The organism is Salmonella sp. SAL04196, from assembly GCF_046550835.1.
Lineage (GTDB): Bacteria > Pseudomonadota > Gammaproteobacteria > Enterobacterales > Enterobacteriaceae > Salmonella > Salmonella enterica.
Genome location: NZ_JBGDXE010000001.1, coordinates 998786 through 1014561 on the forward strand (window position 1 = coordinate 998786; position 15776 = coordinate 1014561).

Genomic DNA, 15776 nt, shown 5'->3' on the forward strand with positions numbered 1-15776 from the left:
GTGGGAATATCCATTCGATGGCCCGCATAAGATCATCTGCTTACTTCAGCGATGAGAACCTATTAAGTAGTAGTTGAGGAACGCCGTTTGCGCAACCTGACAGACGTCCTGGGGCATCTTATGTGAACTGCGTGGGGATGTGCGTTTTCGCAAAATCCACAAAGCGTACGACCGCAGGCAGCAAAATATGCCAGTCCTGCTGCTCCAGACCTAAATATTCACGCTGCGCCGCACGCAACGTAGCAGCGTAATCTTCTGGCAACTGAGGTAACAGCCAGTCAGCCGCCGCATCCTTAGAGGTAAATCTCCCGGTAGAAAGGGTGTACCAGATACGCGCCAGGGTTAAAACGATATGATACTCATCTCCCTGCACATCTGCCGTGGATTGCCAAAGGTCGAGGGGATAACGCAAGGCCTTCAGCAACTGCGCCGCAGGGGCTGGCGTGAACAGCCGTTCCGCGCGTTCGCCCTTTAGCGGTATACTGGTTTCCAGAATTTGGGTTATCAGTAACACAATGTCCCAGTCCTGCTGCGCTGGTTCATAAATCCCCTGACAAATGTCCTCTCTTAGCCACTCGCCAAATTGCATTTCCCTGGAAGGTGGAAAACACCAGGGAACCAGCTGCGAATAAAGCACGACAGTGACCTCCAGAGCGCGTTTTTCTGCCGACGCCCCCGGCGGCGATGAAAGCGCCAGCAATTCCTGCATCAGCATTGCGCGTTGGGCCTCCGTCAGCGGCTGACATATTGTCACCAGCAGATCAATGTCGCTGTTTGGCTTCAGACCGCCCGCGACAGCGGAACCATATAAATGAATAGCACGCAACGTATCGCCTGTGACACGAGTAATCAGGCGACATGCCGCTTCCGTTTGGCATTGAATCGAGGGCGGTATGGACAGCGTCATCATCGCTCCGGGGGCGCAGGTATTTTTTATATTGATTGCCAGAAATATGGCATAACGGCAGAAAAAAAGCTCGCTATTCATAGCGAGCTTTTAACATTGCAATCAGACTTAATGATGTAGCATTTCGTCAACGACCTCATTCGCCTTTAACTGATAAGGATAATAGGTAGGCCAGTTTTCCATCTCTTGCAACAATGCCTGCTGCGAGGTATTTCCCATAAAGATATGAAAATGCGCCGATTTGCGCGGGGCAATGATATGATCGCTAAACTGAACATATTTAGGCGCTTTGCTATTCGCATCTTTACATTCGAACAGATAGCGCACCCCTTTTTTACCCGATGCGTAAGTCAGAATTTTATAGCCGGCATAATTGTATTTACAGGATGCAACGTTATTGTCGCGATGGAATTCTATAACGCCATTTTCAATGCCGATAGTCTCAACATTCGTCGCGTATCCTTTGCGATAATACGCTTTAATATCCTCAAACGTTTTCTCCGGGTCTTTCTTCGCCTTTTGTCTGAAGACAGGGTCCAGCTCGCCGCTGACCAGATAAGGATAGACGGATTGCCACATACCATCCCAGTCGGTGAGCGCGCGATCGCGTACATTAGCGTCATCAAACACGCCCGCTGCCGCTTTTTGCTCAACCTCCGTCATCGGCGCGCCATGAGCATGATGACCATGCGCGAAGGCAGGACTATTTACCAACAGCATTCCCAGAAGCATTGTCAGTTTTTTTAAATGAATCACCAAAACGTTACCCTCATCTTTTTTAGAAAAGATGATTGTTATATTATAACATTGCATTTATTTCAACAAAAACTCAGCGGCCACCGCGCAGGTGGCCTTTTTTGATATCAACTGGTCCGCCATCGAGGAATTGAACCCCGAACCTTAGAGGTAGAAGCTCTATGCTCTATCCGGTTGAGCTAATGGCGGAAGAAAAATTACGCGGCCATTTTAAGGCAGGCGTCTGCGCATTGGCTGCATGCCCGCGCGCAATTCTGGCAATGGTCGTGATCGTGCCTTGCACACTCTTCGGCGCAGGCTTTGCAGATATCCGCGCACAGGCGGCATAATTTTTGTGAGTACTCGCTTTCCAACGCCATAAATTGCGCCGCCAGGCGACAAATGGCCGCACATTGCATATCTAACTGGATGCAGTGCTTCATCATTTCGACGTTATCTTCACGCAGACAAGAAGAGGCGCAGATATCACACGCCGCCGCGCATTCATAACACTGCTCAATACACTCACGATGTTCTTGTTGCATAAATGACTCCTTATTTTATTAAGAGGAGTAGATAAGTCTGCACAGAAACGCCGGGATAGCCAAACGGCTACCCCTCTTTTTCATACTTTTTGAACAAAAGTGCTGAATAAAACAGCAATAGTAAAGCCGGAAATCGGCCTCGGTGATGTGACGTCTATACTGTAATGTTCATCTGCTTTTCATCGGAGGTAAAATGGAGTATTTAGCACGACTAAATATCGTTGCGATGCTGATGTCAACGACGTTCTGGATCAATCTGGCGGTCGTTTTTTTCGTCACCCTCATTACTTACTGGCTCATCAACTGGCTACTTAATGTGGTCTATAAAGCGCTACAACGCCCGGATAAAAAGGATGATGCTCATGGGCGGCTGCGGCCTATTGTTTTCGAGATGCTGAAAAAGACCAGTAAAATGCTAATCTTTTTTGCCGCATTTCTCTTTAGTCTGCGCTTTGTCGCCCTGCCCGACCGGTTATTCTCTACCCTCTCTCACGCCTGGTTTTTAGTGGTTGCGATTCAAATGGCGATTTGGCTTGATCAGGGCGTACAGTCATGGATGCGTCATTTACTGTATGCCCCAGGCTCCAATAAAAACCCGGTGACGTTAGTCATTCTTGGTATGATTTTGCGCGTGCTCGTCTGGTCTATGATGCTGCTCTCCATCCTGGCGAACGTCGGCGTGGATATTACTGCACTGGTAGCAAGCCTCGGCGTGGGCGGTATTGCTATTGCCCTGGCGGTACAAACCGTTCTGAGCGATGTCTTCGCTTCGCTGTCGATTGGTTTCGATAAGCCCTTCGAGATCGGCGATTTCGTCGTCTTTAATGATGTAGCCGGTACGATTGAACATATCGGTTTGAAAACCACTCGCATCCGTAGCCTCAGCGGCGAACAGATCGTTTGTGCGAACGCGCAGTTGTTGCAGCAAACCATACACAACTATAAGCGGATGCAAACGCGTCGTATCGTGTTTACTTTTGGCGTCGCCACTGCGACACCGCCGGAAAAGTTACGCCTCATCGGCGATATGGTGAAAAAAATTATTACCGATGTCGGCGAAACACAATTCGACCGCGCCCATCTACTGGCCTTTAGTCAGGATCGGCTGACCTATGAGGTGGTGCATATCGTCAATACCGCGGATTACAATAAATACATGGATATTCAGCAAGAGATAAATATCCGTATTATTGAAAAACTCATTGAGAATAATATCGAACTGGCGCTGCCTAGTCTGGTCGTCAGAGCCCCTGTACAGGTTGAAGAGACCAGGGACTACAGTAATACCGCTGATGCAAAAAACGCAGATAAACGCGTCATGCAGTAAAATCTCTACCGACAATACCGGGAACCCATGGGTTCCCGGTGCGTTAACGGCGACACGGCAATGCGGAGAAACGACTTGCGGCTATTCCACCTGTAAATGGCGGGTACAGACTTGATCAAGTAGCGCAGACTGATGACTAATCACCAACATCCCTAATGAACGGCTGCGACACACCTCAAGCACGTATACCCATATCGCTTTTTGAATAGACGGATCGAGTTGCGCCGTCATTTCGTCGGCAATCAGAAAACGCGTTCGCGGGTCAAGCGCGCGCAGTATCGCAATACGCGCCAACTCCCCGCCTGAGAGCTGCATTGGCCGACGCGTCAGCCACTCGGGCTGCACATGCAAACGCCTCATCGTTTCCGGGTCAGGCTGCCAGGCATCACGTACAGCGTCTCCGGCGCTTCGCCAGGGATTAAACGTCAGTTCAGGATGCTGGGGGACCAACTGTACCGGACAATACTGATGCAGGGGTAACGGGCTACCGTCCAGCAGAACGTCGCCCGCCGTCGGTTTTTGCCATCCGGCCAGGACGCGCCCCAACGTTGTTTTCCCCGTTCCGCTTGGCGCATGAATTCCTACCCGTTCACCGGCAGAAATCGTAAACGTCAGGTTCTGCCATAAGACTTTCCCACCCTGACGAATAACGAGGTCGCGGCAGCTTAGCATTCTATTCCCTCTCCGGTCGGCATAAATAACGGGTTTAGTTCAGGCAATGCTTGCCATTGTCGTTTTAACGGCTCACTCATCTCTTCCGGCTGTAATCGTTCACAGCGAATATTGTCCGTGATATAACCCTGATGCAGCGCCACAATGCGATCGGCATACCGCGCCGCCAGCAGCAGGTCATGAGTCACCCACAGCACGCCGCATCCCCGCTCGCAGAGACCTCGCAAGTGCTCAAGCAACTGGTTTGCCAGTGCGGTATCAAGCCAGGCGGTGATCTCATCCGCGAGGATATAACGTGCCTGGCTGAGCGAGGCGTGGCACGCCAGAATTCGTTTAGCCATCCCGCCGGAGAGCTGGCGAGGAAAGCGTTCCAGGACTGTCGGTTCGAGATCGCTTTGCTGCAATAGCTGTACCATCTGCGTCTCATCCCAGGCGCGTCCGGTCAGATGACATGCTCTGTTCAAATGTTTTCTGATATTCAGCATGGGATTAAGCGCCTGTACCCCCTGCGGCACGTAGCTAAACGTATTGCCCCTAAGCTGCCTGATGGTATGTCTGTCCAGCCGGTTGCCATCAAGCGTAATTTCCCCCCGAAAGCGTAAATTTTCCGGCAGCAGATCGAGCAGGCATTGCAGCAGCAGACTTTTGCCCTCCCCGCTGCCGCCAACCAATGCCACCATTTCGCCGGGCGCGATATCAAAAGAGACATTCTGTAATAACGGCGACCAGCGTCTCGCGCCATACCAGCGATAACGCGCGCTTTCCAGCGTAACCTTTTGTAAACTCAGCATACGTCACTCCTTAGCCACAGCCGCTGAGTGGCGCGCGCAAACTGATCGAAGAGCATCACCAGCGTGAATAACATTAGGCCGGGAAACAGCACCAGCCACCAGTTACCATGGCTAATAAACCGTAACGCATCCGCCAGCAACAGCCCCAGCGAAGGCTCATGCGGCGCCAGCCCAAACCCCAGAAAACTTAACGCCGCGCTGTGCAATACCGCATGAGGAAACATCAATAACGTTCCCGTCAACCATTGCGGCAATAGCGCCGGAAAATAGTGATATCGCCAGCAATAGAGGTGTCCATGCCCCAGACGATAGGTCAATGTCAGGTAGTCACTCTGCGCTACCCGCTCCGCGTCGGCGCGCAGAATCAGCGCCAGACGGGGCCAGTGCGTTAACGCCACGGCCGCAATGACGCCGCTTTTACCGCCGCCGAGCGTAAAACAGATAAGGATCAGCAAAAGTAAATGCGGCATGGCGAGCATGGCATCGGTTATCAGCCGCATCAGGAGGTCCAGCCGGGGATGAATGCGCGCCGCTGCCGCCATCACTAGCGCGATAACGCCGCTGCACAGCGCGGCGCCAACGCCAATTTGTAAACTGGTGAAGGCCCCCTGAAAGCAACGAAGCCATACATCGCGCCCCAGATTATCGGTGCCAAACCAGTGCTGGATATCAGGCGACAGATGCCGGGCAAGCAGATTAACCTCTGGCGGCTGGCTCAACGTGGCATAACCGTATCCGGCAATAAACAGCAGGCAGGTAACGGAGAGGATCAGACGAAGCAATGTCGGGGCAGGATTATAGAGCATCGGGACGCTCCAGCGATCGATTAAGCACCACCACAAGCCAGGCTGAAATCGTATTTCCGGCAAACACTAATAGCGTACAGAATAAAACGATCCCCATGAGTAGCGGGACATCGCCACGCAGGCCGGCATCGATAGTGGCCTGTCCCAGTCCCGGATACGCAAAGACTTTTTCTGCCAGTAACGCCCCCCCCATCAGTTCGCCCAGAGAAGCAAACTGTAAACAGAGTGCTGGGGTAATCGCATGACGTAACACCTGGTGACGTAACAGCGACCATCCTTTATCCCCCTGAGCGCGCGCAAAACGAATAAATTCGCTCTTCATTACGCTGGCTATTTTTTCTCGCGTATGCAGCGCAATTTGCCCCATGCCCAACAGACTTAACGCACATACCGGCAACACAAGATGGCGTAAACGTTCCGATAAAAGAGCTGTTCCTGCATTATTTCCGGGGTCCCAGGCGCAACAAACAGGTAATAACGGCCAGCGGACGGCAAACAGCGCCAGCAACAGCATTGCTATCCAGAAGGTGGGCAACGATGACAATAAGTAGCTGATACGGCAAATTATCTTATCCGGCCAACGGTGGAGAAAACGTCCGGCCAGAAAACCCAATGTCACGCCCAGCACACCAGACAATAGCCAGGCGCCAGCCAGCAGCGCGAATGACGTCGCAAAACGTTCCCGGATCACGCTGGCGACAGGCATGTTGAACAGCATGGAATACCCCATGTCTCCCTGGAGCAGACGCCAAAACCAGTGACCGAAACGCTCCCACAGCGGCTGGTCAAGCCCCCAGCGCGCCGCAATCCGCGCATATTGTTCTGGCGGAACATGGAGCAGATCGTTGCCAATATAAGCACGGATAGGATCAACGGGCGAAAAGCTAAGCAAAATGAAGGTGCCGGCAGCCACCAGCACCAACAGAATAATCAGCCGCAAAAAATGACTGAAGAACAATTTCATCACCGACAGGTCCAGGTCCAGTCATCAAGATTGTTTAACACCGACCAGCTACCGTGGATTTCTGGCGCGCCTTTCCCCAGATCAATACAGGGGTTGGCCAGATAGGTATGCTGAATATTAAGCAGCCATGCCCATGCCGCATCGCCCTGAACGCCAGCGCCCTGCTTTCCATCCCACTCAACCTGCTGCCAGAAAGGAATCGCCTTTTGCCAGTCAGGCGCATCTATAGCCTGTTTCAGATGTGCTTCTACCGCAGGGTTGCTGTAATAGCCCGGGTTATAATATTCCACACCAGCGGCTTTCCCGCTGTAGTGATGGAAGAGTTCCATCGGGTCCAGACTTCCCCAGCCAAACAGCGTAGGGTTAGCGTGCATATGGCGCTCTACGGTTTCCCAGCTTCCCGACTGCAACGAGACGGCAATGCCTAAAGGCTGCAACATGGCGCGCACCGCCTCGGCCAGATCCCGCCGGGTGCTGTCGCCACTGGCATACCATAAGGTCAGACGCGCTTCTTTACCTGCTTTTTCACGCACGCCCGCACTGTTTATCTTCCAGCCAGCCTCTTCCAGGATGGCGCGCGCTTTTGCAATATCGCCATCGCTGAATACCACTGAAGGATTTTGCCACGGCAATCCCTGCACCGCGCTATAGGCGGGTATCGCATGGCCTTCCATCACCTGTTCCGCCAGTTGCTTACGATTAATGGCATAGTTAATTGCGCGTCTGATAGCGACATCAGCGGTCACATCGTTGCCGACAGGATAACCGTTAGCATCCTTTTTACCGGCAGGTACCATCGGGAAGACAATGCCCCGGTTTTCAACGCTATCGCGTACCCAGAGTTTAAGATTATCCTGCTGCGGCGCCACCGCCATAGAAGGGGCAATGCGCACCAGACCTAACTGTCCGCTGCGCGCGGCGGCATAAGCATTATCTTCATCCAGGAAGACAAAAACCAGCCGGTTAAAGTCATTCTTTTTACCCGCATACCAGGGATTAGCTTCAACGATCAGTTGCTGACCAGGCTGGAAACTGACCAGTCGGTACGGACCGGCGCCTATCGGTTCGCGGGCAAACGTTTTTTCATCATAACGGCTGGCCGGAACAATCCCTAACGACCCGAGTACATTCACAAAGGTACTCTGCGGATGGCTCAGCGTCATCTCAATTCGGCGCGCATCCAGCGCTCGCGCATGACTAAAGTTGCCCATGTCAATTTTACCGCCGCTCTTCGCCGCTTTGTTATATGTAAAAACGACATCTTCGGCAGTTAATGGCGAGCCATCGGAGAATTTCAGATCGGGTTTTAAGGTCAGTATCCAGGTTTTACCATCGGGGCTGGTGTCCACTTTTTCCGTCAGTAAATTACCCCAACTCATATCGGCGTTTTGCTTGAGCAACGGCGCATGAAGCAATAAGTAACTGCCGTGGCTCCAGCCCAGCATAGGATCAAAGCCTTCCGTTGGCTCAGGGCCAATGGCCAGCTTTAAGGTATGGCCATCTGCCGTGTCCGACGCGGCGAAAAGCGGCGAGGTGAATGCCAGAGCCATCGCGCACGTTATGAGCGCCAGTTTGCCTTTAATCATCAGTTTACCCCAGATTATACGTTGTTTTTGTTCCTCCCGGCGCAGCATAAACGTCGGGAGGCCTCCTGAGGACGGCATTATGGCGAGCATTTGTAATGAAAAAATTGATGCAGAACAGAAAGTATGACGATCTTTTAAAAACATCATACGCACAAACGCCGGGAGCGCCAACGTGGGCTAAAGGCCGCTTTTGATGGGGATAAAACGCAAGAGAAATGATGCCAGGAATAGCGGGTTAATTAACGCCATCTTATTCTCTTATTGCCTTTCTATTCTGTATTACGTCTTCCCATCCGACGCTGTTCATTTTCTCAACGTTATTAGTCAGTGCTGAAACGTAAGAAGGTATCGTAATTAGCGCCTCCTGGCTTTAAACCTAAACCAATATTAAACGAACCGGGCGTTAATGAAACTTACCGGCAGAACGCCAGTCATATGGCAACCCGATGAAATGACATGCTATGGAGTCCAACCGAAAAATGTTAACGCCGCCAGGGCTCGTGATGATTTTTTTAGCCGTACTGTTCTCATTGCTGACAGGATGCGCAAGTTATAAAAACACGGCGTGGGGAATATATCCGGCTTCAACGGATATTTGTCCATCAGGTACGACATCAACAGGAGGGTGCAAAGAGTAATATCGCATATTTAATATACACCACTTTTTAAATGACTGTCCGGACATTTTCGGACGGTAAATTTTCTATTAATTTATAATGGACTAATCCCATGACAAATAAAAAACACATTTTTTCAATTATCTTTATTGGTTCTCTTTTAACGGGGTGTGCTACAGGACCATCACCGACAGGGATTGGCTTATATACGGATGTTAAAGGGCCAATTACTGCCACGAGTCTCCCGGCAACCAAAACCGGTAAAGCGTGTGCGCAAACGGTATTGGGTATTGTAAATACCGGCGACGCATCTATTGATTCAGCGAAAAAAGCGGGCGATATTTCTTTAGTGTCGAGTGTTGATTATGAAACTACGGGCTCATATCCGTTTTATGGTAAAACCTGTGTTGTCGTAAGAGGACAATAACAACAGTAAGCCGGCGATGCCGCCGGCTTTTTATCCCATTTTACGTGCCGCTATCTCTGTCTGTTCCTTGCGACTCAGCCCCCGCTTTAAGGTTCTGTTAAGATTTTACGCATACTCTACAAGCAGTTGTTAATAAAGGATAATAATAATGGCACATTTCTCAAGACTGCAAATAACGCTTCACTGGTTAACACTGCTCCTGACAGGCATCGCATATGCGGCTATTGAGTTACGAGGGTGGGCGCCAAAAGGCTCCAGCGTTTATCTGTTTATGAAAGACATGCACTATGATATGGGCGTTCTGGTCTGGGCGCTGATGTTTTTACGGTTATATCTTAAACACAAATACCCGGATCCGGTCATTACGCCTCCCCCTCCTCACTGGCAGCACGTAGCCGCTAAATTAATGCATATCGCGCTTTATCTCACTTTTCTCGCCTTACCGCTGCTGGGCGTCGCGATGATGGCGTCAGGCGGGAAAAGCTGGAGCTTTTTTGGTTTTACTGTACCGGTATTTTTGACGCCAGATAGCACCCTAAAATCGGATATAAAGCGTATTCATGAAATGCTGGCCAATATCGGCTATTTCCTGATTGCCATGCATGCAGCAGCGGCGTTGTTTCACCATTACATACAAAAAGACGATACATTTTCAAGGATGTTACCCGGTAAATCATGACTATTTCGGCCATCCCGGCGTGAGAGAGCACGCCGGGCAAGGCATTATTATTCCAGCGCTATCGGTTTCGACTGATAGCGCCTTATACCGTTTGTAATCGACAATATACGATATTTTTCCGGTTCCACGTGTAGGTGATATGTACGACGCCGCCCTCGCTAATAATAGCGGGATAAGAATACTCACCGTGGTCACTTTCCAGGTCCAGTAGCGGTAGCCATGATTCGCCATTATCCTGGGAAGCAATCAGTGAAAGCGGATAGCGCTTTCCCCAGTTGCCGTTGACCGGATTTAACGCAAGAATCAGCGTACCGTCCTGCATACTAACCAGATCGATACCACTATTATTATTCGGTAAAGATGTCGCGCGGGCAACAGACCAGGTAGCGCCATAGTCGATTGAATCACTGCGAAAAATTGCCCCGCGTGTGCTTCGTAACAACATATGGATATGCCCCGGAGAAGACTCCCACAGCGTAGGCTGAATAACGCCATCCCAGCGCAGGAGGTTTTCCAGACAACATTCCCACAACATCCCCTTTTTTACACCATCCCACAACGCTACGTTTGTCCCGGGAATAGCGTTATCAGCCTCCAGTGGAACAAAAGAGATATTCCAGTGTTTTCCTTCGTCAGAGGATCGATCCACAAATGCCCTCCACCGTTCAGGACTTTCAATCGACCCTGGCGCAATCCAGGCGCCATTTGATGCCAGCAGGAGTTTATTTTTCACGGGACCGCGCGGCAAAATATCATCGTTAACCAACGGAGCTGGCGTACTCCAGGTAAATCCTCTATCGCTGGAGGTGATAAACCAGGTTTTCCACACGTGTACGTCGCTGCCTACTTTATAAAATAACCACAATTTATCCGACGGGTAAAATAACACCGGATTCCAGTGCGCTTCCCCCTCGCGTGCCGCCACTCGCTGCGGTGTTGTCCAGATATTATGTTCATAGCGAGATAGCCAGATGGCTGTATCTTCGCTTCCTTCGCGCAACCCCGCGAACCATGCGGCCACGAGCGTACCGCACGGTAAGCGAACAAGCGTAGAGGCATGGCACTGGAAGGGCTCGGTTCCGCTTTCCGGTAAAATGACCTGCCGATTGACGAGCGCTAATTTCATACCTGCCTCTATTAAATAAGGTAAAAAGCATCAGCTTTTTTATGTATGAAAGTAGTGTTAGCAGAAATAGCATCAACGCGGTGAAAACGATGAACCGCTATACGAATTTATGTTCAGATATCGCGCCCATAACAGGCAGAATGTCGAGAGTGGACAAAAATTGGACTGACCTCGCGGATAATTCCAACTTACCGCCGTCCAATGGCGACGAGGTCAGTGGCACGGGATAATATAGAGGTCAGGGCTATAATATTTAGCGATCTGTGCCTACAAGCATGACGGGATACTTTTCGCTACAGGCAATGAAGGCCCGTCTAAACGGGCCTCTATTAACGCGATTATGATTTGTGTTCAATCGCCTTTGGTTTGCTTTCTATGGCAATTTTTTTCGGTTTCTCGCTTTCAGGGATCTCCTGGTAAATCTCGACCAACAAGAGGCCCTGTTCCAGTTTCGCATTATTCACCTTAGCATGTTCAGGCAAAGAAAAACTCAACTGGAAATCCGCCTTACGAATACCACGATAAATCCAGTGCGTCTGATCCTCTACCGTCTCTTCAGTGTGTTTACCCGTAATATTCAGGTTGCCGCCAACCGTTTCAATTTCAAGCTCTTCCTCTTTCCAGCCAGGAACGCTCACGGTAAGCAGATAGTTATTCGCATCGCGCTTTTGCAGATCGTAAGCTGGCGTCGCAGCGACTGGCGTATCTCCTGTTAATTGACTGAAAAGTCTATCAATACGGTTGAAACGGTCAGAGAAAAGAGAATCAGCAAACACGGGAAGTGCTGACAAGGTTCTGAGTGCCATCATTAACCTCCTGAATCACTATTCAAAAGTTCAACATCAAGGCAAGCATTGCTTGTCCACTGACTACATAGGGACGGAAAAAACATTTTCAAGCCTATAAAAGCCTTTTTTTAGTCACGAATTTAAGTGGTTAACGAAAAGTCTCATCCCGTTCATTGCCATTTCCGCTGTCCCTTCATCTTTACAATTTTTCTTCATCAGCATAATTGATAATGATTATCAATTGCATTAGTGTATACAGGTTGGTTATGGCAGTGACCAACGCCCTTCTCCATTATCAAACCCAGCGCCGCCTTCGGGCGGCCTTTTGGGAGGAAATATGGTCGCCAAAAATAAAATTCACGGTCGTCGTATTCATCAGTCTCTGCAACAGTTACATCATCGTTGTCTTTTTCAGCAACTGGCGGTAAGCCCACCAGGAACAAAATATGTTTCAGTCACCGCTGAAACAAAAAACTGGCTTATTCATCTTGTGACTTCAGAGGGTCGTTAGCACGCGATAGTGGCTGTCCATGTTGTCGCTAAAATTTTAATGAAATGACATTTGAAATGACATTTATACATCTACAATTTGCGCCCGGCTACTCCGGGCGCCATACCTGAAGATATGACACCCGTTGCCAGCTGACAGGAATTTTAGTCATCGTCTCCGGCGTAGAAAAATTCGATATCTTTATTAAACCATTTATCAATGTTGTGCCACATCAGACAACCGGTCAGAAAACTTGCGATCAATATCCCTCCTATAAGCCACTTTTTCACATATACTCCTGAATAACCCCTGTTGATGTCATTATCTGATCGATAATAAAAAGACCATCATTTGAAGAAATAGTTTCACTGACAGATACCGTATGAAACGAGACAGTGAACAGTACCGTTTTCTTCGGTTTTTATGCCATAGTATTGAGCAGTGGTGACAATCATTTTCTATCGCGCCATAATGATTTGCAGCCTATAGTTTATGATTTTAAGATTTGTCTACTCATCACCTATGTCAGTGATGGATAAATTATAATACGCTTTTCTGGCGCACTTTTCGTCAGTAAACAGGAATACTACAGCATTCATCGTATTGATGCCGCTTTATCTCCCGTTCTGCAGGGAATTAACGACAATTTTATGCACAAAGGATACTAATGATGAAACGTAAATTGATCCCATTTGCCCTCTTTCTCGCTGCGCTTAGCGCCAGTACCACCTCTATAGCAGCTTCGCAGGAGATTTCTAAATCTATATACACCTGTAATGATAACCAGGTTATGGAGGTGATTTACGTCAACACTGAGGCTGGAAACGCCTATGCGATTATCAGCCAGGTAAACGAGATGATCCCGATGCGGTTAATGAAAATGGCCTCCGGAGCAAATTACGAAGCCATAGACAAAAATTATACTTATAAACTTTATACCAAAGGCAAAACGGCTGAACTGGTGGAAGGTGATGATAAACCTGTTCTCAGTAACTGTTCCTTAGCTAACTAACCTTCAGAAATGCCTGAAGGCTCATCAGGCATTTCCACTTCAACCTTCCTGTAACGTAACGTTAAAAAATATGTGAATCACTACAATAAAATAATGGCTAATTAGTAACCACTTTTAAACATGGCTAATCCTATTTTTAAAGAAAAGTTCGAACTGTCTTAATTGTCGTTGTTTAGTGTTTAAATGTTTTGCTTTATTAAGTGGCCCAGGTAGAATTCACAGCGGCTGGTAACCATTCATATTCGCACTATTGAACGATTACCAGCCAACCGCGCCAGGGTCTTGCATACGCTCTGGCGCGGTTAAATCCCCAGGCCATAAACGAAATCACAGGTTTCTGCTATTGCTCATATCTTTCACGTTAACCTGCATTATGCTTGCCCACCTGATGTAGAAAAACACCGCTCTGAACCATAGGGTGTGAATTTCATTTTATAAAAAATTGCGGTGCCGGGTGCCTCCCGGTGAACCATACCACAGTCAATATGGCTCGCGAGGAACATTAACTATTTGACTGGACGCCCCGCCGCAAAGGGGGATTCACCGCATAAGAAAAATCTACAACTCACAAGTAATAAAAGACAATAACATTTTTGTGCATTTTTTATAAATGACTATCTTGTCACGTAATAAATGAAATTATTCTGTAACAGTATTGCAGGACAATACTTATTCAAAACTGAAGTGGTCAGTGGGAGTCGAACCCACATCATCAGCCTGACACTGAGGTAATAACATTATACGATAACCACATTGGACCGCCACCGAGGCCTCGAACCTCGCACCATCAACTTAGGAGGTTGATGCTCTATCCAGCTGAGCTAGTGGCGGCTGGGGACTTCTGCCAGGCGCAAAAAAGGTGCTCTCCTGGATAAGATACATACCTTGCTACTTTTCAGTAGTCGTTCAACGGCAGGTACAATATGCGAAGGCGGTCACAAAATCTTGATGACATTGTGATTAATTCCAGGAAAATTTTTCAGAGTGAATCTTGTGAGATCTGGCGTTATTTACACCAGATTGTCCTTCCTGCTTATCACCTACCTGAGCAACCTTGATTGCTTACCACAATCCTTTATCTGTGCTTATGCTGGTGAGATGTTATGTACAGCGTCACTATGACGAAGAGAGTATGACGAAGAGAGAAAAGTCAGGCAGGTACGTGTCACTGGTAAAGAAGCCCTGTTTTATTGACTGGCGGTGCGGAAGGCGAACCTTCCGCATAGCTTATGCTTTTCAGAAACGGTATCCAACCCCGACGTTGAAGCCGTTTATTTTTGTAGAGGAGATGTTGCTTCCTTCATACCCAACATCGACGACGATATTCTCCAGCGGATTCATCTGTACACCTGCGCCCCAGGCAAATCCCGTTTTCCTTGAGGAAATTTTGTTAGAAAAAGAATCGCCATCCTGAGTGGAATGTTCTTTAAACGTCGCCTTTACCGTGCCGACACCTGCCAGCGCGTATAACGAAAAATTGTCAGACAATCGATAGGCTGGCCCAACCATAAAAGAGCCGTACTTCACCTCAAACTTGTCATGGTAATGAATACCTTCAGGCTCAACAGACCCGGAAGCCTGTCTGTCTCCATATAAGTAACTTAGCGAGGAAATAAAACTTACCGGAGAGTCATCCTCATAACGATATTTCACATTTACCCCTCGGATATTTTTGAAATCCTGAACTTTACTTTGTGCATACCCCACGGAAAAGGCGTTAGTATCGGCCTGTGCAACATTTACAACCAAAACGCCTGTAGTAATAACTAAAGTGGATAAAATAATATTTTTCATAACAACTCCTTAATACTACTTATTATTTACGGTGTGTTTAAACACCTGCGGTACCGATCCGGCATTCAGTTATCGCCACTATGCCGAATCGACAAAACCACGAATAATTCACCACTATCGCTCCTGATACGTTTACTTCCTGAAAGAGATTTTTACTACCGAAGTTCTCTATCGCTCCTTAAGGTAACCGGTTCTACAATGTCATCTCACTTTTATAGATTTGAATGCTAATTTTTCTCACGCATATATATTTAACAGAAACTATAAAGTGTTTAGCCACTATGGAACAATAAATTCACCACATAACATTTTGATATTTAAAGAAAAATCCAACAACCATGCTAAGAGAACTGACGCCGCGTGACTAGAAACATATCAGTAAGCAAACTCGCCATATAACCAGAACATATCTCATTGTGCTTCACAGCCCTCACTTGACGCTCCAGCCGAAATACCGTTATATGCCATCGCTGGTGCCGTAACCATATTCACTATGATGCTCAGCACGCT

Annotated in this window: 16 protein-coding genes, 2 tRNA genes and 1 pseudogene; 4 read left to right on the plus strand and 15 right to left on the minus strand. The window is 48.4% G+C overall.

Annotation, left to right across the window (positions count from 1 at the left end; translation table 11 throughout):
* Positions 1-118 precede the first annotated feature (118 nt).
* The 4 genes from aadA to ACLJPE_RS05120 all read right to left on the minus strand — a co-directional run bounded on the left by aadA (position 119) and on the right by ACLJPE_RS05120 (position 2187).
* A complete protein-coding gene (gene aadA, locus ACLJPE_RS05105) occupies positions 119-907 on the minus strand; it encodes a cryptic aminoglycoside nucleotidyltransferase ANT(3'')/ANT(9) (RefSeq protein ID WP_039513213.1) in 789 nt (262 codons plus the stop codon).
* A 108-nt stretch (positions 908-1015) separates the two neighbouring features.
* Positions 1016-1663 carry a metal-binding protein ZinT gene (zinT, locus tag ACLJPE_RS05110; protein WP_001537483.1) on the minus strand — a complete coding sequence of 216 codons (648 nt, stop codon included), beginning with the start codon at positions 1661-1663 and terminating at the stop codon, positions 1016-1018.
* Positions 1664-1775: 112 nt separating this feature from the next.
* Positions 1776-1852: transfer RNA gene (locus ACLJPE_RS05115), tRNA-Arg, on the minus strand.
* An 8-nt stretch (positions 1853-1860) separates the two neighbouring features.
* The gene (locus tag ACLJPE_RS05120; RefSeq protein WP_001183699.1) at positions 1861-2187 is read right to left on the minus strand and encodes a four-helix bundle copper-binding protein; all 327 of its coding nucleotides are present in this window, start codon (positions 2185-2187) and stop codon (positions 1861-1863) included.
* 193 nt (positions 2188-2380) lie between these two features.
* On the opposite strand from ACLJPE_RS05120, the gene ACLJPE_RS05125 reads away from it, so the two are divergent.
* Positions 2381-3514 (plus strand): mechanosensitive ion channel family protein, encoded by a 1134-nt coding sequence (locus tag ACLJPE_RS05125; protein WP_024797568.1) that lies wholly within the window; start codon positions 2381-2383, stop codon positions 3512-3514.
* A gap of 81 nt (positions 3515-3595) precedes the next feature.
* Here ACLJPE_RS05125 and ACLJPE_RS05130 read toward each other — a convergent pair whose 3' ends face one another.
* From ACLJPE_RS05130 to ACLJPE_RS05150, 5 genes are read right to left on the minus strand one after another with little or no spacing between them, the layout of a single operon-like run.
* A complete protein-coding gene (locus ACLJPE_RS05130; RefSeq protein ID WP_000947460.1) occupies positions 3596-4186 on the minus strand; it encodes an ATP-binding cassette domain-containing protein in 591 nt (196 codons plus the stop codon).
* On the minus strand, positions 4180-4977 hold the full coding sequence (locus ACLJPE_RS05135; protein ID WP_023212259.1) for an ATP-binding cassette domain-containing protein: 798 nt from the start codon (positions 4975-4977) through the stop codon (positions 4180-4182). The genes ACLJPE_RS05130 and ACLJPE_RS05135 overlap by 7 nt, the downstream gene beginning before the upstream one ends.
* On the minus strand, positions 4971-5783 hold the full coding sequence (locus ACLJPE_RS05140; RefSeq protein ID WP_023232964.1) for an ABC transporter permease: 813 nt from the start codon (positions 5781-5783) through the stop codon (positions 4971-4973). Before ACLJPE_RS05140 ends, ACLJPE_RS05135 begins: the two co-directional genes overlap by 7 nt.
* Positions 5773-6747 carry an ABC transporter permease gene (locus ACLJPE_RS05145; RefSeq protein ID WP_001633201.1) on the minus strand — a complete coding sequence of 325 codons (975 nt, stop codon included), beginning with the start codon at positions 6745-6747 and terminating at the stop codon, positions 5773-5775. The genes ACLJPE_RS05140 and ACLJPE_RS05145 overlap by 11 nt, the downstream gene beginning before the upstream one ends.
* Complete coding sequence (locus tag ACLJPE_RS05150) at positions 6747-8381, minus strand: ABC transporter substrate-binding protein (protein WP_072102656.1); 1635 nt, start codon at positions 8379-8381, stop codon at positions 6747-6749. Before ACLJPE_RS05150 ends, ACLJPE_RS05145 begins: the two co-directional genes overlap by 1 nt.
* A gap of 681 nt (positions 8382-9062) precedes the next feature.
* On the opposite strand from ACLJPE_RS05150, the gene ACLJPE_RS05155 reads away from it, so the two are divergent.
* Positions 9063-9377, plus strand: coding sequence for a TRL-like family protein (locus tag ACLJPE_RS05155; RefSeq protein ID WP_000182479.1), 315 nt, complete (start codon positions 9063-9065; stop codon positions 9375-9377).
* 148 nt (positions 9378-9525) lie between these two features.
* Positions 9526-10056 (plus strand): cytochrome b, encoded by a 531-nt coding sequence (locus ACLJPE_RS05160; protein ID WP_000929974.1) that lies wholly within the window; start codon positions 9526-9528, stop codon positions 10054-10056.
* An 82-nt stretch (positions 10057-10138) separates the two neighbouring features.
* Here ACLJPE_RS05160 and ACLJPE_RS05165 read toward each other — a convergent pair whose 3' ends face one another.
* From ACLJPE_RS05165 to ACLJPE_RS05180, 4 genes and pseudogenes are all read right to left on the minus strand, one after another.
* On the minus strand, positions 10139-11182 hold the full coding sequence (locus ACLJPE_RS05165) for a sialidase family protein (RefSeq protein ID WP_001529161.1): 1044 nt from the start codon (positions 11180-11182) through the stop codon (positions 10139-10141).
* 338 nt (positions 11183-11520) lie between these two features.
* Positions 11521-11988, minus strand: a complete 468-nt coding sequence (locus tag ACLJPE_RS05170; RefSeq protein ID WP_001218118.1) for an Hsp20 family protein — start codon at positions 11986-11988, stop codon at positions 11521-11523.
* Positions 11989-12140: 152 nt separating this feature from the next.
* Positions 12141-12413 (minus strand): annotated as a pseudogene (locus tag ACLJPE_RS05175) (hypothetical protein).
* 211 nt (positions 12414-12624) lie between these two features.
* Positions 12625-12750 (minus strand): hypothetical protein, encoded by a 126-nt coding sequence (locus ACLJPE_RS05180; protein ID WP_000758944.1) that lies wholly within the window; start codon positions 12748-12750, stop codon positions 12625-12627.
* Positions 12751-13127: 377 nt separating this feature from the next.
* Between ACLJPE_RS05180 and ACLJPE_RS05185 the strand changes: the two genes are divergently transcribed.
* Positions 13128-13472 (plus strand): c-type lysozyme inhibitor, encoded by a 345-nt coding sequence (locus tag ACLJPE_RS05185; RefSeq protein ID WP_000977720.1) that lies wholly within the window; start codon positions 13128-13130, stop codon positions 13470-13472.
* 754 nt (positions 13473-14226) lie between these two features.
* Here the strand turns inward: ACLJPE_RS05185 and ACLJPE_RS05190 are convergent.
* Both ACLJPE_RS05190 and pagC read right to left on the minus strand, forming a co-directional pair.
* Positions 14227-14303 (minus strand) — tRNA-Arg (locus ACLJPE_RS05190).
* A gap of 405 nt (positions 14304-14708) precedes the next feature.
* Positions 14709-15266 carry a virulence membrane protein PagC gene (pagC, locus tag ACLJPE_RS05195; RefSeq protein WP_001529121.1) on the minus strand — a complete coding sequence of 186 codons (558 nt, stop codon included), beginning with the start codon at positions 15264-15266 and terminating at the stop codon, positions 14709-14711.
* Between the last annotated feature and the right edge of the window lie 510 nt (positions 15267-15776).